This window comes from Pseudomonas brassicacearum, assembly GCF_003732265.1.
Taxonomy (GTDB): Bacteria; Pseudomonadota; Gammaproteobacteria; order Pseudomonadales; family Pseudomonadaceae; genus Aquipseudomonas; species Aquipseudomonas brassicacearum_D.
In genome coordinates, this window is the sequence record NZ_MOBK01000002.1 from 407,747 (window position 1) to 429,777 (window position 22,031).

The 22,031-nt window shown below is 57.2% G+C and carries 23 protein-coding genes; 12 read left to right on the plus strand and 11 right to left on the minus strand.

Features of this window, described 5'->3' with window-relative positions; all coding sequences use genetic code 11:
- The 4 genes from BK660_RS08055 to acs form a co-directional block, all read right to left on the minus strand.
- A complete protein-coding gene (locus BK660_RS08055; protein WP_046031524.1) occupies positions 1-699 on the minus strand; it encodes an ABC transporter permease in 699 nt (232 codons plus the stop codon).
- The gene (locus BK660_RS08060) at positions 696-1,385 is read right to left on the minus strand and encodes an ABC transporter permease (protein ID WP_027923922.1); all 690 of its coding nucleotides are present in this window, start codon (positions 1,383-1,385) and stop codon (positions 696-698) included. The genes BK660_RS08055 and BK660_RS08060 overlap by 4 nt, the downstream gene beginning before the upstream one ends.
- A 91-nt stretch (positions 1,386-1,476) precedes the next feature.
- Entirely contained in the window at positions 1,477-2,253 is a 777-nt protein-coding gene (locus tag BK660_RS08065; protein WP_123432862.1) for an ABC transporter substrate-binding protein, read from the minus strand.
- Positions 2,254-2,954: 701 nt separating this feature from the next.
- Positions 2,955-4,910, minus strand: a complete 1,956-nt coding sequence (gene acs, locus BK660_RS08070; RefSeq protein ID WP_027923920.1) for an acetate--CoA ligase — start codon at positions 4,908-4,910, stop codon at positions 2,955-2,957.
- Between the two features lie 526 nt (positions 4,911-5,436).
- Here acs and BK660_RS08075 point away from each other — a divergent pair.
- The 3 genes from BK660_RS08075 (at position 5,437) to BK660_RS08085 (ending at position 8,394) form a co-directional block, all read left to right on the plus strand.
- A complete protein-coding gene (locus tag BK660_RS08075; RefSeq protein ID WP_123432863.1) occupies positions 5,437-5,700 on the plus strand; it encodes a DUF2790 domain-containing protein in 264 nt (87 codons plus the stop codon).
- A 534-nt stretch (positions 5,701-6,234) separates the two neighbouring features.
- A complete protein-coding gene (locus BK660_RS08080) occupies positions 6,235-7,485 on the plus strand; it encodes a ribonucleotide-diphosphate reductase subunit beta (RefSeq protein ID WP_007943877.1) in 1,251 nt (416 codons plus the stop codon).
- 363 nt (positions 7,486-7,848) lie between these two features.
- Complete coding sequence (locus BK660_RS08085) at positions 7,849-8,394, plus strand: BRO-N domain-containing protein (RefSeq protein WP_123432864.1); 546 nt, start codon at positions 7,849-7,851, stop codon at positions 8,392-8,394.
- An 80-nt stretch (positions 8,395-8,474) separates the two neighbouring features.
- Here BK660_RS08085 and BK660_RS08090 read toward each other — a convergent pair whose 3' ends face one another.
- Entirely contained in the window at positions 8,475-9,572 is a 1,098-nt protein-coding gene (locus tag BK660_RS08090) for an HNH endonuclease (protein WP_123432865.1), read from the minus strand.
- A gap of 184 nt (positions 9,573-9,756) precedes the next feature.
- Between BK660_RS08090 and BK660_RS08095 the strand changes: the two genes are divergently transcribed.
- The gene (locus tag BK660_RS08095) at positions 9,757-10,746 is read left to right on the plus strand and encodes a hypothetical protein (RefSeq protein ID WP_123432866.1); all 990 of its coding nucleotides are present in this window, start codon (positions 9,757-9,759) and stop codon (positions 10,744-10,746) included.
- Positions 10,747-10,753: 7 nt separating this feature from the next.
- Here the strand turns inward: BK660_RS08095 and BK660_RS08100 are convergent, their stop codons facing one another.
- From BK660_RS08100 to BK660_RS08110, 3 genes are all read right to left on the minus strand, one after another.
- On the minus strand, positions 10,754-11,935 hold the full coding sequence (locus tag BK660_RS08100; protein ID WP_123432867.1) for a hypothetical protein: 1,182 nt from the start codon (positions 11,933-11,935) through the stop codon (positions 10,754-10,756).
- A 34-nt stretch (positions 11,936-11,969) separates the two neighbouring features.
- A complete protein-coding gene (locus BK660_RS08105) occupies positions 11,970-13,142 on the minus strand; it encodes a hypothetical protein (protein WP_123432868.1) in 1,173 nt (390 codons plus the stop codon).
- Positions 13,143-13,243: 101 nt separating this feature from the next.
- Positions 13,244-14,059: a sulfite exporter TauE/SafE family protein gene (locus BK660_RS08110; RefSeq protein ID WP_123432869.1), complete on the minus strand. Its 816-nt coding sequence runs from the start codon at positions 14,057-14,059 to the stop codon at positions 13,244-13,246.
- 112 nt (positions 14,060-14,171) lie between these two features.
- On the opposite strand from BK660_RS08110, the gene BK660_RS08115 reads away from it, so the two are divergent.
- The 3 genes from BK660_RS08115 (at position 14,172) to BK660_RS08125 (ending at position 15,622) form a co-directional block, all read left to right on the plus strand.
- Complete coding sequence (locus tag BK660_RS08115) at positions 14,172-14,939, plus strand: AraC family transcriptional regulator (protein ID WP_123432870.1); 768 nt, start codon at positions 14,172-14,174, stop codon at positions 14,937-14,939.
- 93 nt (positions 14,940-15,032) lie between these two features.
- The gene (locus tag BK660_RS08120) at positions 15,033-15,350 is read left to right on the plus strand and encodes a helix-turn-helix domain-containing protein (RefSeq protein ID WP_077431414.1); all 318 of its coding nucleotides are present in this window, start codon (positions 15,033-15,035) and stop codon (positions 15,348-15,350) included.
- Between the two features lie 11 nt (positions 15,351-15,361).
- A complete protein-coding gene (locus tag BK660_RS08125; RefSeq protein ID WP_123432871.1) occupies positions 15,362-15,622 on the plus strand; it encodes an XRE family transcriptional regulator in 261 nt (86 codons plus the stop codon).
- Positions 15,623-15,669: 47 nt separating this feature from the next.
- Here BK660_RS08125 and BK660_RS08130 read toward each other — a convergent pair whose 3' ends face one another.
- Positions 15,670-16,728 (minus strand): MBL fold metallo-hydrolase, encoded by a 1,059-nt coding sequence (locus BK660_RS08130; RefSeq protein WP_123432872.1) that lies wholly within the window; start codon positions 16,726-16,728, stop codon positions 15,670-15,672.
- 214 nt (positions 16,729-16,942) lie between these two features.
- Between BK660_RS08130 and BK660_RS08135 the strand changes: the two genes are divergently transcribed.
- Positions 16,943-17,560, plus strand: a complete 618-nt coding sequence (locus BK660_RS08135) for a TetR/AcrR family transcriptional regulator (protein WP_123432873.1) — start codon at positions 16,943-16,945, stop codon at positions 17,558-17,560.
- Positions 17,561-17,680: 120 nt separating this feature from the next.
- The gene (locus BK660_RS08140; RefSeq protein ID WP_123432874.1) at positions 17,681-18,214 is read left to right on the plus strand and encodes a DUF1003 domain-containing protein; all 534 of its coding nucleotides are present in this window, start codon (positions 17,681-17,683) and stop codon (positions 18,212-18,214) included.
- 7 nt (positions 18,215-18,221) lie between these two features.
- On the opposite strand, the gene BK660_RS08145 is transcribed toward BK660_RS08140, so the two are convergent.
- Positions 18,222-19,163 carry a LysR family transcriptional regulator gene (locus BK660_RS08145; protein WP_123432875.1) on the minus strand — a complete coding sequence of 314 codons (942 nt, stop codon included), beginning with the start codon at positions 19,161-19,163 and terminating at the stop codon, positions 18,222-18,224.
- Positions 19,164-19,178: 15 nt separating this feature from the next.
- On the opposite strand from BK660_RS08145, the gene BK660_RS08150 reads away from it, so the two are divergent.
- Both BK660_RS08150 and BK660_RS08155 read left to right on the plus strand, forming a co-directional pair.
- A complete protein-coding gene (locus tag BK660_RS08150; RefSeq protein ID WP_123432876.1) occupies positions 19,179-19,886 on the plus strand; it encodes a CTP synthase C-terminal region-related (seleno)protein in 708 nt (235 codons plus the stop codon).
- A complete protein-coding gene (locus tag BK660_RS08155) occupies positions 19,883-20,197 on the plus strand; it encodes an antibiotic biosynthesis monooxygenase family protein (RefSeq protein WP_123432877.1) in 315 nt (104 codons plus the stop codon). The genes BK660_RS08150 and BK660_RS08155 overlap by 4 nt, the downstream gene beginning before the upstream one ends.
- A gap of 125 nt (positions 20,198-20,322) precedes the next feature.
- Here the strand turns inward: BK660_RS08155 and BK660_RS08160 are convergent, their stop codons facing one another.
- Positions 20,323-20,649 carry a DUF2025 family protein gene (locus BK660_RS08160; protein WP_123432878.1) on the minus strand — a complete coding sequence of 109 codons (327 nt, stop codon included), beginning with the start codon at positions 20,647-20,649 and terminating at the stop codon, positions 20,323-20,325.
- Between the two features lie 237 nt (positions 20,650-20,886).
- Here BK660_RS08160 and BK660_RS08165 point away from each other — a divergent pair, with 237 nt between their 5' ends.
- Complete coding sequence (locus tag BK660_RS08165) at positions 20,887-22,014, plus strand: glycerophosphodiester phosphodiesterase (protein WP_123432879.1); 1,128 nt, start codon at positions 20,887-20,889, stop codon at positions 22,012-22,014.
- The last annotated feature ends 17 nt before the right edge of the window (positions 22,015-22,031 follow it).

Below are 22,031 nucleotides of genomic sequence, written 5' to 3' on the forward strand. Positions count from 1 at the left end.
TCAGTGCTTCCGCGGGGCCAGGTAGCCCAGCCAGCGGCGCTCGGCCAGTTTGAACAGCTTCACCAGGATGAAGGTCAGGCACAGGTAGAACACGCCGGCGGTGATGTAGGCTTCGAACGGCAGGTAGAACTGGGCGTTGACCGTGCGCGCGGCACCGGTGATGTCGATCAGGGTCACGATGGACGCCAGACTGGTGGTCTGCAGCATCATGATCACTTCGTTGCTGTACTGCGGCAGCGCCCGGCGCAGGGCCGATGGCAACAGGATGCGCTTGTACATCTTGTAGCGCGACATGCCCATTGCCTTGGCGGCTTCGATCTCGCCGTTCGGCGTGGCTCGCAGGCTGCCGGCGATGATTTCAGCGGTGTAGGCGCTGGTGTTGATGGCGAAGGCCAGGCACGCACAGAACGTTGCGCTGGACAGCCACGGCCACAGGAAGCTTTCACGCACCGCTTCGAATTGCGCCAACCCGTAGTAGATCAAGAACAGCTGCACCAGCATCGGCGTGCCGCGAATCACGTAGGTGTAGAGCCACGCGCTCATGTTGACGGCGGTGTTCTTCGAGACGCGCATCAAGCCCAGCGGCAAGGCGCACAACAGGCCGAAAAACAGCGACAGCGCGAGCAATTTGAGGGTAGTCACCAAGCCGCCGAGGTACAGCGGCAAGGCCTCCCAAATGACGTTGTAGTCGAAGATCATAGATCAGCCGCCCTTACGCCTACCGAGTAGCGCTTCTCAAGGTGACGCAATGCCAGCAACGAGACACTGGTGATCACCAGGTACATCGCCGCCACTGCGAGGAAGAAGGTGAAAGGCTCGCGGGTGGCGTCTGCCGCCTGCTTGGCCTTGAACATCATGTCTTGCAGACCCACCACCGAAATCAGCGCGGTAGCCTTGGTCAAGACCAGCCAGTTGTTGGTGAAACCCGGAATCGCCAGGCGAATCATCTGCGGCACCAATACCCGGAAAAACACCTGAAAACTGCTCATACCGTACGCCATGCCGGCTTCTGCCTGCCCCTTCGGGATCGCCATGAAGGCGCCGCGGAAGGTTTCCGACAGGTACGCACCGAAGATGAAACCGAGGGTGCCGATACCGGCGGCCAACGGGTTCAGGTCGATGTAGTCGTTAAAGCCCAGCAGCGGTGCGACACGGTTGAGCAGGTCCTGGCCGCCGTAGAAAATCAGCAGGATCAGCACCAGATCGGGAATACCGCGGATCACCGTGGAATACAGATCGCCCAGCCAAGCCAGCCAGCGAATCGGCGACAGACGCAGCGCAACGCCGATCAGCCCCAGAACGATGGCCAGGACCATGGACGACAAGGCGAGCTGAAGCGTCAGCCATGCGCCATCGAGGATGACAGCCCCGTAGCCTTTCAACATGATTCAGGTCCTCGAAAGTTGGGATGAAAAAATGGCGCAAACCTCAGAGATCCTGTTGCTTGCGCCATTTCGGACTTGTCGCCGTAGCGTATTACTTGCCGTAGATATCGAAGGCGAAGTACTTGTCCTGGATTTGCTTGTACTTGCCGTTCTCACGAATGGCAGCGATGGCGGCGTTGAGCTTCTCCAGATCAGCCGTGTCACCTTTGCGAACAGCGATACCCACGCCGTCGCCGAAGTATTTGACGTCGGTGAATGCCGGGCCAACGAAGGCAAAGCCTTTGCCAGCGTCGGTTTTCAGGAAACCGTCATCCAGCAGCGTAGCGTCTGCCACGGTGCCGTCGAGGCGGCCGGCGGCCACGTCGAGGTAAATTTCGTTCTGCGAACCGTAAGGCTTGATCTCGGCGCCCAGTGGGGCCAGGACTTCGCGGGCGAAACGCTCGTGGATCGAACCACGTTGCACACCGATGTTCTTGCCCTTGAGCTCAGTCAGGCCTTCGCTGACTTGAGTGCCAGCCTTCATGACCAGGCGAGCCGGGGTGTTGTAGTACTTGTTGGTGAAGTCCACGGACTTCTTGCGGTCTTCCGTGATCGACATGGACGACAGGATCGCGTCGATCTTGCGCACTTTCAGTGCCGGGATCAGACCGTCGAACTCTTGCTCGACCCACACGCACTTGACCTTCATTTCTTCGCACAGGGCGTTGCCGATGTCGTAGTCGAAACCAACGATGCTGCCGTCCGGCGCTTTGGAAGCGAACGGAGGGTAAGCCGCTTCGATGCCGATTTTCAGAGGCTTTTCATCGGCGAAGGTTGGCAGCGACAGCACGGACAGTGCCAGGGCGCCAAGCAGCACGAGTTTCTTCATCTTGGGACTCCATCGGTAAAGGGCAAAAACGGCAGAGTGAGCGACAGCCCAATATGCGAGTGAGTAGATCCACAAAAGCGATTGCTGCGTCCTGGGAATCGCGTGTTGTTTTCAACACGGCCACCGACGAGCGAGTGATCGGCATTCTAACGACAGGCCCGAAGCCGATATTTCTTCAATGCGACAACTAATTACAGATGCACCGAGAAAGCCGCTTGAGCGCGTTGACAGCCCTGCAAAATCATGCAGGAGCAAAAGACAGTGAACCGATCTACATTGCAAATTGCGGGCCTATTATTGGCAAACCCTTCTAATCCGGCAAGCTTGGCGTTATGTCTTATTTTTCTGGGGGAATTAGAAGGCGTGGGAATGGGGTTTTGCGTTTCCCAATGCCCCGGATGGGCGCGGGCGGTTACACATTCAGTTACTTGAAGGGGGATGGGTAACAGTGGGAAAGGGCCTACAACTGAAGCCGATAATTATTGGCTGTTGTTTATGGGGTGTCTGACAGGCCGCCTTCGCGAGCAGGCCCGCTCCCACATTTGATTGGGTTACCACGCAGATCCTGCACGCACCGCAAATCCCCTGTGGGAGCGGGCTTGCTCGCGAAGGGGCCAGACCTGCCACCACAAAACCCCAGGCAATAAAAAACCCCACCAGGCTCACCACCCGGCAGGGTTTCAGGTCTCAAGACCCGCTACTTAAGCAACGTTCATGGTCTTGTGCGTATCAATCAAATGCTGCACCACACCCGGATCCGCCAGAGTCGAAATATCCCCCAACCCGTCGTACTCAGCCGTGGCAATCTTGCGCAGAATCCGGCGCATGATCTTGCCCGAACGCGTTTTCGGCAGGCCCGGTGCCCACTGGATCACATCCGGCGAGGCAATCGGACCAATCTCCTTGCGCACCCAGTTTTTCAGTTCCAAGCGCAGTTGCTCACTCGGCTCTTCGCCATTTTTCAGGGTGACGTAGACATAGATGCCCTGCCCCTTGATGTCATGCGGCACACCGACCACCGCCGCTTCGGCGACTTTCGGGTGGGCGACCATCGCGCTTTCGATCTCGGCGGTGCCCATGCGGTGGCCAGACACGTTGAGCACGTCATCCACGCGACCCGTGATCCAGTAGTAACCATCCGCATCACGACGCGCACCGTCACCGGTGAAATACATGCCGCGGAAGGTCTTGAAGTAGGTATCGACGAAACGGTCATGGTCGCCGTACAGCGTACGAGCCTGACCCGGCCACGAATCGAGAATCACCAGGTTACCCTCGGCAACGCCCTCGATGATGTTACCGAGATTGTCCACCAGCGCTGGCACCACACCGAAGAACGGACGTGCCGCCGAACCCGGCTTCAGCGCGTGAGCGCCCGGCAACGGGCTCATCATGTTGCCGCCGGTTTCGGTCTGCCACCAGGTATCAACGATCGGGCAACGGGATTTGCCGACGTTCTTGTAGTACCAATCCCAGGCTTCCGGGTTGATCGGCTCGCCGACCGAACCCAACAGACGCAGGCTGCTGCCGTCAGCACCTTCAACCGCCGCCGTGCCCGACGCCATCATCGCGCGGATCGCCGTCGGTGCGGTGTAGAGGATGTTGACCTTGTGCTTGTCGACGATCTTCGCCACCCGAGTGATGTCCGGGTAGTTCGGCACGCCTTCGAACAGCAACGTGGTCGCGCCATTGGCCAGCGGGCCGTAGACGATGTAACTGTGACCGGTGACCCAGCCGACGTCAGCGGTGCACCAATAGATTTCGCCCGGACGGTAGTCAAACACGCGCTCGTGGGTCATTGCCGCATACAGCAAGTAACCACCGGTGGTGTGCTGCACGCCCTTCGGCTTGCCGGTCGAACCGGAGGTGTAAAGGATGAACAGCGCTTCTTCGGCGCCCATCTCTTTCGGCGCGCAGACACTGCCCGCCACTTTCATCAAGTCTTCAAACCAGATGTCACGATGCTGGTTCCACTTGATGTCGCCGCCGGTGCGCTTGCACACGATGACTTTCTGGATGCTGCTGGTTTCCGGGTTGGTCAGCGCGTCGTCGACGTTGGTCTTTAGCGGGATTTTCTTGCCGGCACGAATACCTTCGTCAGCGGTGATCACCACTTTGGATTTGCAGTCGATGATGCGACCGGCCAGGGCTTCCGGCGAGAAACCACCGAACACCACCGAGTGAATCGCGCCGATCCGGGTGCAGGCCAGCATGGCGACCACGGCTTCGGGGATCATCGGCATATAGATAGTCACCACGTCGCCGCGGTGTACATCCTGGCCGCGCAAGGCGTTGGCGAACTTGCAGACTTGTTCGTGCAGCTCGCGGTAAGTGATGTTGCGGCTTTCGGAAGGGTCATCCCCTTCCCAGATGATCGCGATTTGATCGCCGCGCTCGGCCAGATGACGGTCGAGGCAGTTGTAGGAAACGTTCAGGGTGCCATCGGCGAACCATTTGATGTCGACATGGTGATCGTCGAAAGACGTCTGCTTCACCGTGGTGAAAGGCTTGATCCAGTCGAGGCGCTTGGCTTGCTCGCGCCAGAAGCCGTCCGGGTTGACGACCGACTGCTGGTACATGGCCTTGTAGGTCGCCTCGTCAGTCAGCGTGTTAGCCAGGACCTCGGGACGAACGGGATACAGGGAAGCCGCACTCATCTTTCTTACCTCGGTGGAATAGTTGTTTTTGTATGGCCCCAGTTGTAGCCGGGCCGGGCCTATAGAACCATTCGACGATGGTAGTAACAAGCCCCTACAAAATGTCCTGAAAAGCCGCAACCCCAGCCACAATGCGGTCTGTAGCAGCTGGCGAAGCCTGCGTCCGGCTGCGCAGCAGTCGTAAATCCGGCTAAACGCGGTCTGCCTGATACACCGCAATTGCTGATTTTACGACTGCTGCGCAGCCGGACGCAGGCTTCGCCAGCTGCTACACGTCGTGCGTCGTCCTGGATAGACGAGGCTGTTTCCGTGGATTGTTACGGAATCTGTCAAAGGTGTTTATCAATTCCACGGCTATATGATTGAAAACCCCACGCCTAAAATCTGCCACGCCAACAAGGCAATCTGATTAACCGAGTTGCAGCCCCCACGAAGGCAGTTAATCAAACACTCCGGTACCCAAGCTCCACACGCAACCCCACAAAGGTTGCGTGACCCCATTCGACCTCTAAAAGGTAAATCCGAAATGAAAGCTTTATTAGTTCTGGCCCTCAGCAGCCTGTGCGCAACCGCCATGGCAGACGAGGTCCCGACTGATGTCGCACAGCAACAACCGGTAGTTGAGGAATACACTTACTCCACCCACCTGGACATCGCCAAAGTTGTTTCCATGAGCGAAGTACCGAATGTGTGTGAAGTTGTCCCGATGAAAATGGAATACGAAGACTCCAAGGGTCAACGGCATATTCTGAGCTACACCATGATGGGCAACGGCTGCTCCAATGGCTGATCAAGACTGCACCGAATCGGGTCATTTCAGCTGATCGCTGAGGGTCGATTCCAGCCCGACTTCGGTCGGGCTCAGTTGTGTTTGCAAGCGACGAAAACCGCTGAGAAACACTAGATGTAGTGAAAAAGCGGCTTTTTGGTTGTTTTTTGAGCGAAAACAAAACAGCGTCAAAATTAACTAAAAAAAATCTACACCGGCCAAAGCCCTGTATTACCTCGGTTTGCCCGAAAAACCATCCCTTCCGGCCGTTCCATGAGCCGATTCGCCGCACCACGCCGGCAAAAATTTCCCTATAATGCCGCCTTAAACGGGTCTGCAATATTCCCTTACAGGGATGAAAAGCCAATCTGAAGCCCCGCACTCGCGTCTGACGCCGGTTGCGCCCATCAGTGGCTCTCGGAACCCCGTACAAAATTCTGTTTTATTGCCTGCCTTGGCTGCAAAAAACGATTCCTTAAGATCCAACGCGGTCAGACCGACCGTGTGAAAAACCATCACACGGGCATCTGGCCCTCACGCAGGAGACGACACGTCATGCTGAGCTGGGACGAATTCGACAAAGAAGACAGCGGCGAAGCCGTGGTAAAGGGCGCTAACGCCGGCCACGCGACCGAAGCCAACATGGACCGACTCGACACCGCTGGTGGTGTCGCCGCTCAAGAAGCTCGCGCCGTTACCGCGAACGACTCTGCCGCAATCGCCCGTGCCAAAGCTGCCCTGGACACCCTCGACGTCGCCGAAGGCCTCGCCGAACTCGAAGGCGCCTCCGCCCGCGTCGCTGTCGACGAAAAGCGCATGATCAACTGCCGCGCCGACCTCAACCAACTCGTACCGTTCAAGTACGACTGGGCCTGGCAGAAGTATCTGGACGGTTGCGCAAACCACTGGATGCCGCAAGAAGTCAACATGACCGCCGACATCGCCCTCTGGAAAGACCCGGAAGGCCTGACCGACGACGAGCGCCGCATCGTCATGCGCAACCTCGGCTTCTTCTCCACCGCCGACTCCCTGGTTGCCAACAACCTGGTCCTGGCCGTGTACCGCCTGATCACCAACCCGGAATGCCGCCAGTACATCCTGCGCCAGGCTTTCGAGGAAGCGATCCACACCCACGCCTACCAGTACTGCATCGAATCGTTGGCCATGGATGAAGGCGAGATCTTCAACATGTACCACGAGATCCCATCGGTCGCGAAAAAAGCCACCTGGGGCCTCAAATACACCCGTTCGATCTCCGATCCGAAGTTCGAAACCGGCACCGTCGAAACCGACAAAGAGCTGCTGCGCAACCTGATCGCCTACTACTGCGTTCTGGAAGGCATCTTCTTCTACTGCGGCTTCACCCAGATCCTCTCCATGGGCCGCCGCAACAAAATGACCGGCGTCGCCGAGCAGTTCCAGTACATCCTGCGCGACGAATCCATGCACCTGAACTTCGGCATCGACGTGATCAACCAGATCAAAATCGAAAACCCGCACTTGTGGGATGCCGAGATGAAGGAAGAAGCTTCGCAGATGATTCTGCAGGGCACTCAGCTGGAGATCGAATACGCACGTGACACCATGCCTCGCGGCGTGTTGGGCATGAACGCGGCGATGATGGAGGACTACCTGAAGTTCATCGCTAACCGTCGTCTGTCGCAGATTGGGTTGAAGGAAGAGTATCCAGGGACGACTAACCCGTTCCCTTGGATGAGCGAGATTATGGACTTGAAGAAAGAGAAGAATTTCTTTGAGACTCGGGTAATCGAATACCAAACTGGTGGTGCGCTTAGCTGGGATTGATTTCCGAGTTCACCACGATTTGACGATTGCAGTCTGAATCGACAAATCGAAAAGCAAAAGCCCCGATCTGATCGGGGCTTTTTTATGGGCGATGGGTAGTCCTTTTACGCCCCTACGTCACAGCGCTAAATCTCCTACAGCACTTACAGCCGTATCCGCATTGATGCCCGCTCAAAGCACCTCTAAGCTCCATTGCAGGTGCCTAAGAAACGCCCAACGTAGAAAGCATTGCCAATCACACAGACGCGCAATCCACCTTTGGATGATGTGTTGCTCGAATGTGATGGCTTTGTTCGTTGGGGTTTCTTAAATCCACTCTACGTTGGGCCTAGCCCTACCCCTTAAACGTAGAGGTCACGGATTATGTCTACTCAATGCATCTCCAGAGTTTTTCCTACACCAACGAACAGTGAGCGGGAGCCACTCACCTCCACGCTATTCACCCGTCACGACATTCATCTCCACGCCCTACTGTTCGAAAACCAAGTCTGGTTTTACGCACGAGATATAGGGCGATTGATGGGCAAGTATTTGGATGAACGCATGTCTCGGAAACTCGATGCGGATCAGCGACGGATGTTACTGGTACATGCCCACGGAGCAGCAGAGGAACGATTGATGCTCAGCGAATCAGGGGTGTATGCATTGTTGGTCTATCACTATTGCCCTGAGTATCGCTCACTGCGCGAATGGCTCACGCATCAGGTTGTACCAGCACTACGTGACGCCAGAACAGTTCGGGCAGTGGAGCGTCCTACCTTGAGCGTTCTGAATTGGCCACAAATGCAACTGAGTTTGCTGCACTGGCAGAATGAACCCTGGATTCGGCTACGAGACATGCCTTGCATCCTGCTACCCCAACAGCAGACATCTTGGTGGAGGAAGGCTTCGCGGCTATTTCAACTTTAGAAAACCGCTAAAACATGGGTGCGGCTCCCTGCACCCATTTGACTTTGGAACATTGAGTATCAGACCGACTGTTCTCTCAATCAGCTTTCAATTGCTTCCAACCGCTGCTTCAGCCTCTCATTTACCAGCACCCCATGCACGCCGGAATGAATTTCCCGATGGCAACTTGGGCATACAGCCCCTACATAGCGAGGGTGATCTAACCCACCATCGGAGAGCCGGTTTACATGATGTGGCTCTAGGTAAGGAGTGCCATCTTTTTTCATAAAAGGAGCAGGTTTCTCACAGCTCTCACATGAACCCTCGGCGCGCATCAGCACATAGTGCGCAACCTTACGACTGCGTTGATAGATCTTACGCGGAGCGGATTGACCTAACTCATCACTGCCAGGTTTACATGCGGCCAGTGCAGCCACCCGCGCAGCTGCTAGAGAGCCGGGAAGCTCAGCCTCATCTTCATCCTGTACTTCAGCTTCAATTATTTCTCCAGGAATACCCACAGGGACTAACCGAAAAACAATCGCCGTCCGGTCCTGGCCGCTCACATCCGGCTGGGTCCGCTCAAACATGTCGGCGCAAGAAAACTCGCCCACATAAGCGTTGCCTTTTCCTTTACCGAGAGACTTAAATAAATGCAGCGCTCGGCCATCCTCGGCATGCTCAGCAATGGCTCGGTTGCCTCGGGTCAAAGTCATCGGCCCGCGCTGCCCTTCACCGGTATAAAAGTAGGCGCCGTCTTCCCAACGGTCTGCATACCCAAATTGCTCACCACTATCCCCCGTGAACAAAAAAATCACAGGGTAGGTAGCGGACGCTGCGATACCGCTTTGCAGGCTTCCACCGAACGGTCCATTGATCTCAGTTTTTCGGTCGTATACAGCCTCCGGAGTGAACTGCAATACAGGTTCGTTCGCCCCACGCGGTAACTCCACAACAGTGAAGCCACGCTTTTCTAGATAACTGTTAGTAGGGTGCCCGCCGGAGAATTTTCCTACTGCAATGCCAGTGGCCAAAGAGATAATTTTCTTCGCTGGATACAGTTCACCGCCCTCATGGACGGCGTAACGGTGAGCTTGGTTATTTTCCCAGCCCAGCCACTCGCGCCTACTCCGATACTTACGATCAAACTCAAGCATCGCTTTCTCTATTCGTTCCTTCGAAACCGCTTTGATCGCCACGAGCGCTGCCCTTTATCGACAATTGCCGTAGGAAAATTCCTACCGCCGCCAAAGTACCAAAGGGTTTCAATACGTAACAGGGCGGAAAGCCACTATTTCTAAGCGCTATTGCTCAATAGCGCGTGCGCCATAAGTTTCTACCCGCTATTAATACTCTCTCCCCTCCCTCGGACCCGAACCCACCATGAAATTCGACCTCGCCTACTGCCTAAGCCTCGACGACAAGCTGTCGATCTATGACGTGCGCGATCTGAATTTCGACGAAACCATGGAGTTTGACTCCGCCAAAGAGCACTTCCAGTGCCCCAACGATGCCTGTCGTTTGGCGTTCGATCCGGCCAACGTGCTGACAACCTTCAACGCCAAAAACGTGAATTACATCCGCACCCCGCACTTCAAAAACACCCCCAGCACCCGGCACGTGGCGGATTGTCCTTATGTCAGTCTCAAGGCGTCGGTGTCTGGTGTAGACGCGGACGGTGCGGAAACGGATGACAGTCGTGAGGAGCATTTCCCGTCGGAGTTGTTACTGACTCAGCGTCAGTATATTCGTCAGCCGTCGAACCCAGCGGGCGCGGCGGATGAGGTTCGAGACATCCCGAAAACCGTTTCGGCAGACACTCACTCAGAGCACCCGACCCGCGAATCGGCGCCAGACAAGACCAGTGTCTTCGCCCACCCGGTGGAGTGTTTTGTCTCGAACTTCGACGACAAAGACCTGCTCAAGCGCATGCCGCTGAAGATTGGCGAGCACACGGCGCCGTACGGGTCGTTCTTCAAGAAAATCGAGTATCTGCAGGACAACAAGGGGCTGATTTACTGGGGCAAGATCAAGGAGATCAAGGATTACACCCAGAGCTTTCGCATCGATTTCGAACAGAAGGTCTGGTTCAAGCAAGCGGATGAGGCGAAGAAGAAGCCTTATTCGGTCAACGTTTACTTGAGCAAGAAGCTGATCGACAACTACCGCAAGCGCAAAGCGTTTCTGGAAGAGATCAAGCACGCCATCGAGAGCGGCAAGAACTTGTATTGCTTCTTTTATGGTGTGACGCCGGAGTTGAAGCAGGTGCCTAGCAAGAAAAACCCCGAGCAGACGTTCGGGGTGTTCAGTGCGAATATTGAGAACCTGGATCACTTCATTGTTCGGGAAGCACCAGGGCTGGCGGATAAGTAATTCAGTGTCAGGGCAACTTCAATGCTACGTGACCGGGGTGTTGTTTGATCAGGTTGTACGGCAGGACACTCCATTCCACGCTTCGACACATGGCTTCGTTGTGAGCAAAGGAAGGCAGCAACTTGATGCCTTGGTCGGTGAAGTACCAGGAGGGGAAGATCCACGACTGTTCTTCACCGTAGACGCAGCCATCATTGCGGTCAGTCGTAGTGGTGACTTCCTCGGGATAGAGCGAACGCAATTGACCTACCAGCCACGGTGCCAGTTCTTTGGTGCGGTATTCGGAATAGACGCGATAAGCATCATAGGATGCCTTGTCGTCGAGCTGGCTTAGTTCGTAATGCTGCGGTTCGCCCAGTCCTATCCAAAGCACATCTTCCAGCACCAGGGTCTTGCCGGTCTTGGTATCGAGATTGAACGGCATGTCCCTCTCATCCGAGTAAGACCCACCACAGTTGTCCTCGGCCATGATGTTCACGCTAATCACCGAGGGTGACATCCACAACGGAACGGCCGTTTGGCTGTAGACGTACGTGCCGGGCTGGGTGAGGCAATCGTGAAAGCTGACGACTTGCTGCCACAAACGCCCCATCAACTGATGATTGATGCGTTGAAGTTCTTCGGCGGTGTAACCCGAAACCACTTCAAACAGCGACATCCCGGATTGCGGCTCGCGCCACCATTGCAGTGTGTAGCCCATGAAGTTTTCGGTTTTGCCTTGTTTGAGTTTCATACCTTGCAGGCGCAAGTATTCATAAGGCGCCACGTCATGGAGCGTAGCGAGATAAGGCAAAGTACCAGCAGGAACCGGTGGTAGTTTGGCTCGCAGCAGTTCTATCTTCAGGACTTTGCCTTGGGGGCTGGTCCATTCCCCGGACAAGCCGTTGGGCGTGGGCTGAAGACGAATGTTCGGGCGCGGTTTACCCTCGCGATCGCGGTCGTTGCCCTCCTCAAACTTCAGCGCCTCACCGTCCTTTTCGCCACTGAGTATTAAGTCCTTGCGGTACTTCTGGTAGAAGTAGCGCCCGCTCACGCCCTTGCCATTATCGGAGTTCACCTCGAACACAATCGGTGAATTGCCTAACGTTCCGGTGTAAACCTGTTTGCCACTGTCGGCCCCCAGCGCAGTAGAAACCGTTGAGCACACCAGCACGACAACGCCGGTCAAACGACACAATCCTTTGAACATCAAATCATCCTTGGGTAAATGGCTGTTTGCAGCCTCAGGGCAGTTGCAGTGCTACACCGCCGGGGTGTTGTTTGACGAGGTTGTAGGGCAGAACGCTCCAGCCTATGTTTCGGCACACGGCAGCCACGTGAGGGAAGGAAGGCTCTAACCGGATGCCTTTTTCGGTTAAGTACCAATCTGGATAGTGCCAAGGGTAATCATCGTTGTAGCCGCAGTCGTTCTCCCCCTCTGGCGTTGTCGTCATTTCAGTGGGATAGAGCTTAAGCAATTGCGCTACTAGCCAAGGCGCCAACTCCTTGGAGCGGTAGTCGAAATAGGCATCGGAAGACTCGGATGAAGGTTCATCGTAGTCGTAGGATTGCTCGAAATGCATTGGCTTGCCCTGCCCCACCCACAGCACGTCATCAAGCGTCAGGGCGTTGCCGGTGCTGGTATCAAGATTGAGCGCCTGATTGTACTGATCCGGGTAAGCACCACCGCAGTAGTACTCGAATGAGAGCGTTGCGCTCATTACGGAGGCCGTCATCCACGACGGCTGCATCGTCTGATTGTAGTAACTCTCTTGGCCATCGACGTAGCACCCGAAATGACTCACCACGCCCTGCCACAACCGCGCCATCAACTGCTGATTGATGCGCTGTCGCGCCTCAGCGGTGTACCCCGACACCACTTCAAACCCTTCTGTTTTTGTCTGCGGCTCGCTCCACCATTGCAGCGTGTAACCCATGAAGGTTTCGGTCCGTCCTTGTTTGAGCTTCAGGCCTTGCAGACGTAGGAATTCGTACGGCGCTTTGTCATGGAGTCTGACGAGATAGGGCAACGAATCGGCGGACACCGGCGGAAGTATGGCTTGCAGCAACTCGACCTTGAGGACTTTGCCTTGTGAGCTGATCCACTCGCCAGACCAACCATCGGACTTGGGCTGTAAGCGAAATTGCGGGAGAGGCTTACCCTCATCGTCAGGCGGGTTGCCCTCGTCGAGTATCAGGGTTTCGCCTTCTTTTTTGCCGTTGAGCACCAGATCGCCGCGGTACTTTTGGTAGAAGTAGCGGCCCTCACTGCCGTTGGCGCTCACCTCCAGCACAATCGGGGTTTTGCCCACGGTGCCGGTGTAGACCCGAGCACCGCTTTCAGCCCACAGCGCGGTAGAAAACGTTGTGCACGCCAGCATGACAACGCCGGTCAGACGAAACAGTCCTTGGAACATCACATCATCCTTGAATGAAACGAGCGCCTGCTCGCGGTAAAGAGCCGCGGATTATGGCGAAGCATCGTCCGAGAATCGATGAAAAGCTACGTCGCCAGCAATCAACTCAGGCACAGGCTCATCATCACCAGCACCAGCAAACCGATATAGACCCGCACATGTGTTCGGTCCGGTATTCGCCCGATCCAAGGCGTAGCGAGCCAAATCCCCAGCAACGATCCCATCGTCAAAACCGCAAACGCCAGCAGATCCACATAGCCGATAAACCACGACCCCAAGTCAAACTCGCTGAATCCCGCCATGGCCATGTAAGTCACCGTGCCAGCCACCGCGACCGGCAGGCTCAACGGATTGGCCATGGACGTCGCCTGACTCATGCTCAACCCACAGCGTCGCAACAATGGCACGGTCATGACGCTGCCGCCCACGCCGAGAAACGTCGCGATAACGCCAATGCCTACGCCGCCGCCAGACACTTCTGCCCTCCTCAATCGTCGTGGGATGGCGTTATCGGTGCGTGTAAGAAATCCGCGTCTAACCAAGCAATCCACAATGGTCACGCCCAAGTACGCGATGAACGCATAACGAATCACCTCGCCACTGACCCACATCGCGGCGACCGCGCCAACCACCGCGCCCAAACCAATAAACCCGCCCAATGGCCACAGGTAATGGCGAATGAGGTTACCGGCGCGCTGATGTTTGCCAGTGGCGACGAGTGCGTTGACGATCATCACGCAGGTCGAAGTCGCCACGGCAATGTGCATCGCCGATTGCCCTACGGGGTCGTCGGCGCCATGGCTGGCGGTGAGCATGCGGTAGAGCAATGGCACGACGACGAAGCCGCCGCCGAAGCCGAACAGCACTGCCGTGATGCCGGTCATGCAGCCGAAGAGTGTCAGCAGGAGATAGAACATGGCGAGGCGTCCGTTGATGGGGAGCGGTCGACGATAGAGCGATGCGCCTTGGCCTGCTTCAGCAAGTTAGCCAATAATGTTTGCGTTTACGCCAACTGCTGGAAGCCGCTCGATGCGCAATGTTTCTATTGATCTGCTGGATGACACGCCTCGCCCGGTGGTGGCGATCGGCACGGATTATTCCTACGGCTATTTGTTGCCTCGTCATACACACCGGCGGGCGCAGTTGTTGTATGGCGCCACCGGGGTGATGCAGGTCAGCACGCATGACGGCAATTGGGTGGTGCCGCCACAGCGGGCGGTGTGGATTCCGCCGGGGATGGCGCATGAGGTGCTGATGCTTGGGGTGAGTACGCGAAGTTTGTATATCGAACCGGCGGCGGTTGATCTGGGGGATCGTTGCCAGGTGATCAGTGTGTCGCCGTTGATGCGGCATTTGTTGATGGAGGCGGTGGCGATCCCGCTGGTGTATGACGAGGCCGGGCGTGACGGTGCATTGATCGACTTGCTGGTACACGAACTGGCGCGCAGCACTCACCTGCCGTTGCACATTCCGCTGCCTGTCGATGCGCGGTTGCTGGGGTTGTGTCAGGCGTTTCTGCGGCAACCGAATGTTCACCAGTCGCCGCAGCAATGGGCCGATCAATTGCATATCAGCCTGCGGACGTTTAATCGATTGTTCCGACAACAGACCGACCTGAGTTTCAGCCAATGGCGACAGCGAGCCTGCGTGGTGCTGGCCCTGGCGCGGTTGGCGTCGGGAACCTCGGTCACGCGCATCGCGCTGGATTTCGGTTATGACAGCCCGGCGGCGTTCTCGACCATGTTTCGTCGCGTACTGGGGCAGCCACCGTCCGTCTGGATGGAAGCCTCGAAATAGCACAAATCAAAAAATGAGTTTGATCCGGGCGCAAAACAACTGTACAAAAACACAGTACATTTTAAATCAGCACTCTCGAGCCCGGAGAACACCATGGCCTCTCATGCGATGAAAATCACCCTGGAACGTATCGCCCTCTTCCAATTCACCCCGGCCCACTGCGCCCAGGCCCGAGCGATGCTGGGTTGGAGTGTTGATGAGCTGGCTCGGGAATCCGCGGTTTCGGTAGAGGCCATCGAGCGGTTTGAGGCCCGGCGCGATGTGCTGGATGTCACCCGACTGGCGTTGGCGTATTGCTTTGAGGCGCAAGGGTTGGTGTTTTTCCCCGGGTTTGCGCCGGGGCGGGGGATGAATGTGAAAGGGTCTACGCCGAACCCGGTCGGGCGGGCGGATTATGCGATGGTTGAGTGAGGGGTCAGCGGATGATGGATGTCGACGGAAGTGACAACGGCGTTTATGAAGCGCTCGGTTATCCTGATGCAGGGGAAATGCGAGCCAAGTCTGAGTACGTAATGAAGATCGGGATACTGCTCGAAACCGGTCGATTGAACAGGACTGAGGCGGCGCAAAAGCTCGGACTGTCCGAGGAGGAGTTGAATGACATGCTCCGTGGGAAATTTCGCGATTTGACCGTGGCGAAGATCTCGGAATATCTGAACCCGCTACTCGATGCGCGGAGCTAGTCTGGATGTGGAACCCGGGCCGCTTCCTTCGGCCCGGCAGTCAATCATCAAGCGTTCTGCACTGTGACCTGATCGCATTCACTTTCCATCCCGAGCCACCACGCACTCCCGCGTTGCGGATACTTCACGTTAAACGCCTCGCCCATCTGCGGCGTGGTGATCGACACATTGCGCTCCCAGGCCAACGCCAGGATGCGGTCGAAGGGCTCGAACCAGGCGTGCATCGACAAGTCGAAGGTGCCGTTGTGAATCGGCAGTAACCAACGTCCTTTGAGGTCGATGTGCGCTTGCAGGGTTTCTTCCGGCTGCATGTGAATGTGCGGCCATTCAACGTTGTAGGCGCCGGTTTCCATCAGCGTCAGGTCAAACGGACCGTACTGTTCACCGATGCGTTTGAAGCCATCGAAGTAGCCACTGTCGCCGCTGAAGAAGACCCGCGTGTCGCCGTCGATCATCACCCATGAGGCCCAGAGCGTGCTGTTGCCGTCGAACAACCCGCGCCCGGAAAAGTGTTGCGATGGGGTAGCGATGAACTGGATGCCGTCCACCTCGGTGCCCTGCCACCAATCGAGTTGGCGCACTTTGCTGGCATCGACGCCCCACTTGATCAGCGTGTCGCCGACGCCCAGCGGGGTGAGGAAGTAGTTGGCCTTGTCCGCCAGTTTGAGCACCGCGTGATAATCGAGGTGGTCGTAGTGGTCATGGGACAGGATCACCGCTTCAATCGGTGGCAATTCTTCCAGGCTGATCGGTGGTTGGTGGAAGCGCTTGGGGCCGGCCCATTGCACGGGTGAAGCGCGCTCGGCGAAGACCGGGTCGGTGATCCAGAATTTGTCCCGCAGTTTCAGCAGCACGGTGGAGTGGCCGAGGCGGTAGACGCTGTGGTTGGGCGCTGCGATCAACGCCGCCTGGGTCAGGGTTTGTACCGGCACTGAGGCTGCCGGGCGGGTGTTGCGCGGTTTGTGGAAGATCATGTTCCACATGATGCGCAGCATTTTGTGAACACCTTCGCGTTGCACGGGCACATGGTTTTGAAAGCGCCCTTCTGTCTGATGGGAAGCTTCAGGCGTAGGGGCGTTATCCGCAGCGGAAGTAGAAGTGGCCATGACTGAGTGACTCCAGAAAAACCGCAAGATTGCAGTTCTTCACGGTGGGACGATAAATGGCCAAAGCACGCACGCATCAGCCGGAGATCTATTTTTCGCTGGGCAGGATTAACAAAACGTTACACTGCACAGTGTAGTTTCTAGGTTGCATCAAAGCTGATGACAAGTAAACTACCGAGTGTAACTTTCCTTTGCCTCCTGCCGAAGCGTACTTATGACAGCTCCACAGCGCCTGACCGACCGAAAACGCGCAGCCATTATCCAGGCGGCGATTGTCGAGTTCCGTGCCAACGGTTTCGACATCACCAGCATGGACAAGATTGCTGCCACTGCCGGCGTGTCGAAGCGCACGGTGTACAACCACTTCCCGAGCAAGGAAGAGTTGTTTGCCGAAATCCTCAATCAATTGTGGGCTCGGGTACTGTCAGATCAGGAAACGGCCTACCGCCCTGACCTGCCCTTGCGCGACCAGATGCGCGTGATGTTGCAGGCAAAAATGCACATGCTCGGCGATGACAATTTTCTCGACCTGGCGCGGGTGGCCATCGCCGCCACGATCCATTCGCCGGAACGCGCGCAAAACATGGTCGCCAGAATGGGCGAGCGTGAAGAAGACCTGACCGTGTGGATTCGCACAGCGCAGGCCGATGGTCGATTAAAACCGGTCGATCCTGCGTTTGCCGCCCAACAGATTCAGGGCATGCTCAAATCCTTTGCGTTCTGGCCACAGATTTCCATGGGATTGCCGGGGCTGTCAGCGGAGATGCAGACCACCGTGGTGGAGTCGGCGCTGGACATGTTCCTGGCCTGTTATCAGGTCTGCGAAAAATGACACGGTCCCGCCCTTCCCCTGCACGGGTCGATGCTCAATATATCTGCGCAATGTGTTTCAGATTGAAACTGGCACGGGGGCTATAGTGAGCGTCAGTCCCAGCGCCATGCAGAGAGCATCATGACCACCCCAACCGCTAATAAAAAACCAGTCGTCGATCATTTACGCTTCCATCGCGCTCACGCCCACCTCGCGCCTACTTTCGGCAATGACAAATTTGCCCTGCGCGCCGAAGCCTTCGCGCGGTTCTTTGGCACGCCGACCTTTCTCGGGGCGCAGACGCTGATCGTGGCGGTGTGGATATGCCTCAATATCTTTGGCGTGACCCATTTCGACGTCTACCCGTTCATCCTGCTCAACCTGGCGTTCAGCCTGCAAGCGGCTTACGCCGCCCCACTGATTCTGTTGGCCCAGACCCGTCAGGCGGCGCGCGACAAGGCGCAGTCCGACGCCGATGCGCAACACCGTGAGGCCATCGCTGTGGCCAACAGCGAACGCCAGGCCCAGGCCGCGCAGAACACCGCGCAACTGATGGAGTTGCTTGAGCAAAATACCCGGCTCACCGAGATGACCAAGACCCTCACCGAACGCATCGAAAACCTGACCTCGGAAATGCATCAGCACTTCGTGCGCAAAGAGCCGCCCAAGGTTTAACCCGCGCTCAAGGCAATCGAAGCGCCCGCCCCAACTCATCAAACAGCGTCACCACCGAGCGCAATGCGCGGCAGTCCGGGCGGGTCAGCAACCAGAGCGCGGTGTCATAACCGTGCAGGGGACCGGTCAGCGACTGCAAGGTGTCGCCGATCAAAAAGTCCGGCAATGCCGCCACCCCTAACCCGGCCCGCACCAGCTCAGTCACCGACAACATGCTGTTGCAACGATACGCCGGCGTGACGCCCGGCAAGTGCTGTCGCCGCCAGGCAACGGTGGGATGGTCAGGCAGGAAATCGTCGGGCGCGATCCAGGTCAGCGAAGCCAGGTCTTCAGGGTCGACAGACTTCAGGTACCGCTGACTGGCACACACCCGGTAGGAAATATCCGCCAGACGTCGACCAACCAAATGCTCGGGTGGTGTACGCGTCAGGCGCAAAGCGATGTCAGCATCGCGTCGACTGAGGTTGGCGAAGTCGTTGGAGGTGCTCAACTCAATGGTTAACGCCGGGTAGGACGGCATGAACTGCGCCAGCGCCGGCAACAGCAAACCTTGCAGAACCGAATCGGTGCACGTCAGGCGCACGGTGCCGCTGATGACTTCCCCGCCCTGTTCCACACCAATTCGCGCCGCGTCCAGTGCTTGTTCTGCGCGCTCGGCCTGCTCGGCCAGGGTTTGTGCGAGCGTGGTTGGCAAATACCCGGCGCGGCTCTTTTCGAACAGTTGTTGACCCAGTGCCGCTTCCAGTCGGCGGACGGCGCGAAACACCGTTGAAACGTCGACTTTCAGCAGGTTCGAGGCCCGAGCCAGAGAGCCGCCGCGCACCAGGGCGAGGATCAGGGCCAGGTCGGGATAGTCCAGTCGATAGTGCGTCGCTGCATTGATCACTTGGGATAACGCCAATATTGAGTGCGTGAACGCCAATCTATAGTGGGTCTCAGGAATCAACAAGCCGAGAGAGCACTCATGGAAACCCCCTTAATCCGCATCGCCCTGATCGGTGACCACGATCCTCAAATCACCGCCCACCAAGCCATTCCCGTCGCCCTTGGCATGGCCGCCGAACAGCTGAAGCTGAACGTGCAATTCCAGTGGTTGGCCACTGACCAGATCAACGCCGACACAACGCTGCAAGATTTCGATGGTTTCTGGTGCGTGCCCGGTAGTCCTTACCGCGACATGGACGGGGCGTTGCGGGCGATCCGGTTTGCCCGGGAGCAGCAGCGACCGTTCCTCGGCACCTGTGGCGGGTTCCAACATGCGGTTTTGGAGTACGCCCGCCATGTGTTGGGCTGGGAAGATGCCGAACATGGTGAAACACATCCTGATGCCGCGCGGGCGCTTCTGACGCCACTGACCTGTTCGCTGGTGGAAGCGGTGGACAGCATTCATCTGGTTGAAGGTTCGTTGATCGCCAACGCGTATGAAACGGCTGAGATACGCGAAGGCTATCGCTGCCGCTTCGGTGTGAATCCTGAATTCGAGCGTGAGTTGTTGACCCAACAGCTACACGCCGTTGGCCATGATTCGCAGGGGGATTTGCGCGCCGTTGAGCTCACAGGGCATCCGTTCTTTGTCGCCACGCTGTTCCAGCCGGAACGTGCGGCGCTCAAGGGTGTTCTGCCGCCGCTGGTCCGCGCTTTCATCAAGGCTTGTGTGAGGCAGAAACCATGACCGCGACGACACCTTACTACGCGGTGATTTTCACCTCCCGGCGCACTGAAGGTGATCAGGGTTACGCTGAGGCGGCTAAACGCATGGTGGAGCTGGCCCGTGAGCAGCCGGGGTTTCTGGGTGTGGAGTCGGCTCGAGGGGAGGATGGGCTCGGGATTACGGTTTCGTATTGGGCCAGTGAAGCGGCGATTCTGGCGTGGAAACATCATCCCGAGCACAGTGAGATTCGTGAGCGCGGGCGCTCGACCTGGTATGCGGCGTGTCAGACGCGGGTGTGCAGGGTTGAGCGGGATTATCGGTTTCAGCTCTGAAATTGCGCTGTCCTTTAAGCCGCCTTCGCGAGCAAGCCCGCTCCCACATTTGATCTGCGGTGCAACATAGATCAAGTGTGGGAGCGGGCTTGCTCGCGAAGAGGCCAGCACCGTCGCCGCAAATCTCAACTCGGCACAAGACTCCGCACCGCCGCAATCTCCGGCACTTCCCGCCGCTGCATATACACCCGCAACGGCTCGGTAATGTTGATCCGGTCATCAATATTCTGATCCAGCAGCAACTGAATCAACTCACGCTTGAGCGTCATGACCTGCCCCGGCCCAGGCGCCCAGACAAACTCGCTCACCGGAATAATGCCGTCATCGGCCACGTCCATGCCGAACGCGTCTTCGCTGAATCGAACGATGTAATGGCCGGTCTTGCGATTGAGGCCGACGAAGCCGTTGAGTTGGTCGGCGGCCTGGCAGATGAGTTCGGAAGTGATGCGCATATAAACCTCACAAAAAGGTCGTTAACGACCGGTGATCGATGGTTTACACGCAAGGAAAACGACGCGGGTTTCCCTCTGCCGGGGAAACTGCCGTGGCCAAGAGTACTGCAAAGCAGCGCACACCTGCGCTGAAAAAATAGCCTTTAAACACGTTTATGTCGGTCTGGCGATAGCGCGAGCGGCGCTCAGTTGTTAAAAGAGACGTCTTTGAAAATCTCTCTGCGAAAGGATCTCGACATGCCGGTTACCTTCACCAAAAGCGCCCTGCTGCTGAGTCTGATGCTCGGCCTCGGCCAGGCACAGGCTGCCAGCGAGCCCGGCCCGACCGCTCTGGCCAGCCGTTTGGGCATTCCGCACCCGGCGGTAATCGCCCACCGCGGCGCGTCGTTCGATGCACCCGAGTCCACCGCGGCCGCCTACAAACTGGCCCGTGACCTGGGCGCCGATTACCTGGAGATGGACCTGCAACGCAGCAAGGACGGCGTGCTGTTTGCCCTGCACGACAACAACCTGCAACGCACTACCGACGTCGCCACCCGGTTCCCTGATCGCAAGGACAGCCCGGCCAACGCGTTCACCATGGCCGAACTGAAAACCCTCGACGCTGGCAGCTGGTTCAACACGGCTTACCCGGAACGCGCGCGTCCGTCCTACGCCGGGCTGAAAATCCTGACCCTGGACGAGATCATCGACATCGCCCAGGGCAACCCGCTGCACAAGCCGGGCTTGTACATCGAGACCAAGGAACCGAAGCAATTCCCCGGGATCGAGAGCGACCTCAAGGACAAGTTGCAGGACCGTGGCTGGCTGAGCCCGGCCGGTTCGAAACTGGCGAAAAGTGATCTGGCGGTTGGCCAGGGCAAAGGCAAGGTGGTGCTGCAAACCTTCGAGAAGAGCAGCCTTGAACTGCTGGAAAAAGAAATGCCGAAAGTGCCGAAAATCCTTCTGCTGTGGGTCGGCGAAGGCAGCATCGAGCCGAAATCCAAGGTGACGTTCGCCGAATCCGGCGACAAGGACAAAGCCACTTACTACGCCAAACAGGAACCGAAAGACAAAGCCGAATTCCAGCAATGGGTCGAGTACGCCAAGGCCCAGGGCGCCATCGGCACCGGCCCTTCCGCCGCGCTGACCCAGGGTGGCGATCAAAGCTATTCGGACCTGGTGCAGCCGTGGATGAACCAGTTCACCCACGATCAGGGTTTGTTGGTACACGTGTACACCATTGATGATGCGGTGGATTACCAGAAGGTGACGGATGCCGGGGTGGATGGGGTCTTTACTAACCGGGCCAGTGAGTTGTTGAAGTTCTATAAGCGGCCGGCGGCGGGGACGGTTGCGCAGTTGCTGCAGAATAACGGGTATTGATTCGGGACCGCGGTGCG

Coding starts and splice junctions, on each gene's coding strand:
- BK660_RS08055 (WP_046031524.1), bottom strand. CDS start 699: ATGATCTTCGACTACAACGTCATTTGGGAGGCCTTGCCGCTGTACCTC.
- BK660_RS08060 (WP_027923922.1), bottom strand. CDS start 1,385: ATGTTGAAAGGCTACGGGGCTGTCATCCTCGATGGCGCATGGCTGACG.
- BK660_RS08065 (WP_123432862.1), bottom strand. CDS start 2,253: ATGAAGAAACTCGTGCTGCTTGGCGCCCTGGCACTGTCCGTGCTGTCG.
- acs (WP_027923920.1), bottom strand. CDS start 4,910: ATGAGTGCGGCTTCCCTGTATCCCGTTCGTCCCGAGGTCCTGGCTAAC.
- BK660_RS08075 (WP_123432863.1), top strand. CDS start 5,437: ATGAAAGCTTTATTAGTTCTGGCCCTCAGCAGCCTGTGCGCAACCGCC.
- BK660_RS08080 (WP_007943877.1), top strand. CDS start 6,235: ATGCTGAGCTGGGACGAATTCGACAAAGAAGACAGCGGCGAAGCCGTG.
- BK660_RS08085 (WP_123432864.1), top strand. CDS start 7,849: ATGTCTACTCAATGCATCTCCAGAGTTTTTCCTACACCAACGAACAGT.
- BK660_RS08095 (WP_123432866.1), top strand. CDS start 9,757: ATGAAATTCGACCTCGCCTACTGCCTAAGCCTCGACGACAAGCTGTCG.
- BK660_RS08100 (WP_123432867.1), bottom strand. CDS start 11,935: ATGTTCAAAGGATTGTGTCGTTTGACCGGCGTTGTCGTGCTGGTGTGC.
- BK660_RS08105 (WP_123432868.1), bottom strand. CDS start 13,142: ATGTTCCAAGGACTGTTTCGTCTGACCGGCGTTGTCATGCTGGCGTGC.
- BK660_RS08110 (WP_123432869.1), bottom strand. CDS start 14,059: ATGTTCTATCTCCTGCTGACACTCTTCGGCTGCATGACCGGCATCACG.
- BK660_RS08115 (WP_123432870.1), top strand. CDS start 14,172: ATGCGCAATGTTTCTATTGATCTGCTGGATGACACGCCTCGCCCGGTG.
- BK660_RS08120 (WP_077431414.1), top strand. CDS start 15,033: ATGGCCTCTCATGCGATGAAAATCACCCTGGAACGTATCGCCCTCTTC.
- BK660_RS08125 (WP_123432871.1), top strand. CDS start 15,362: ATGATGGATGTCGACGGAAGTGACAACGGCGTTTATGAAGCGCTCGGT.
- BK660_RS08130 (WP_123432872.1), bottom strand. CDS start 16,728: ATGGCCACTTCTACTTCCGCTGCGGATAACGCCCCTACGCCTGAAGCT.
- BK660_RS08135 (WP_123432873.1), top strand. CDS start 16,943: ATGACAGCTCCACAGCGCCTGACCGACCGAAAACGCGCAGCCATTATC.
- BK660_RS08140 (WP_123432874.1), top strand. CDS start 17,681: ATGACCACCCCAACCGCTAATAAAAAACCAGTCGTCGATCATTTACGC.
- BK660_RS08150 (WP_123432876.1), top strand. CDS start 19,179: ATGGAAACCCCCTTAATCCGCATCGCCCTGATCGGTGACCACGATCCT.
- BK660_RS08155 (WP_123432877.1), top strand. CDS start 19,883: ATGACCGCGACGACACCTTACTACGCGGTGATTTTCACCTCCCGGCGC.
- BK660_RS08160 (WP_123432878.1), bottom strand. CDS start 20,649: ATGCGCATCACTTCCGAACTCATCTGCCAGGCCGCCGACCAACTCAAC.
- BK660_RS08165 (WP_123432879.1), top strand. CDS start 20,887: ATGCCGGTTACCTTCACCAAAAGCGCCCTGCTGCTGAGTCTGATGCTC.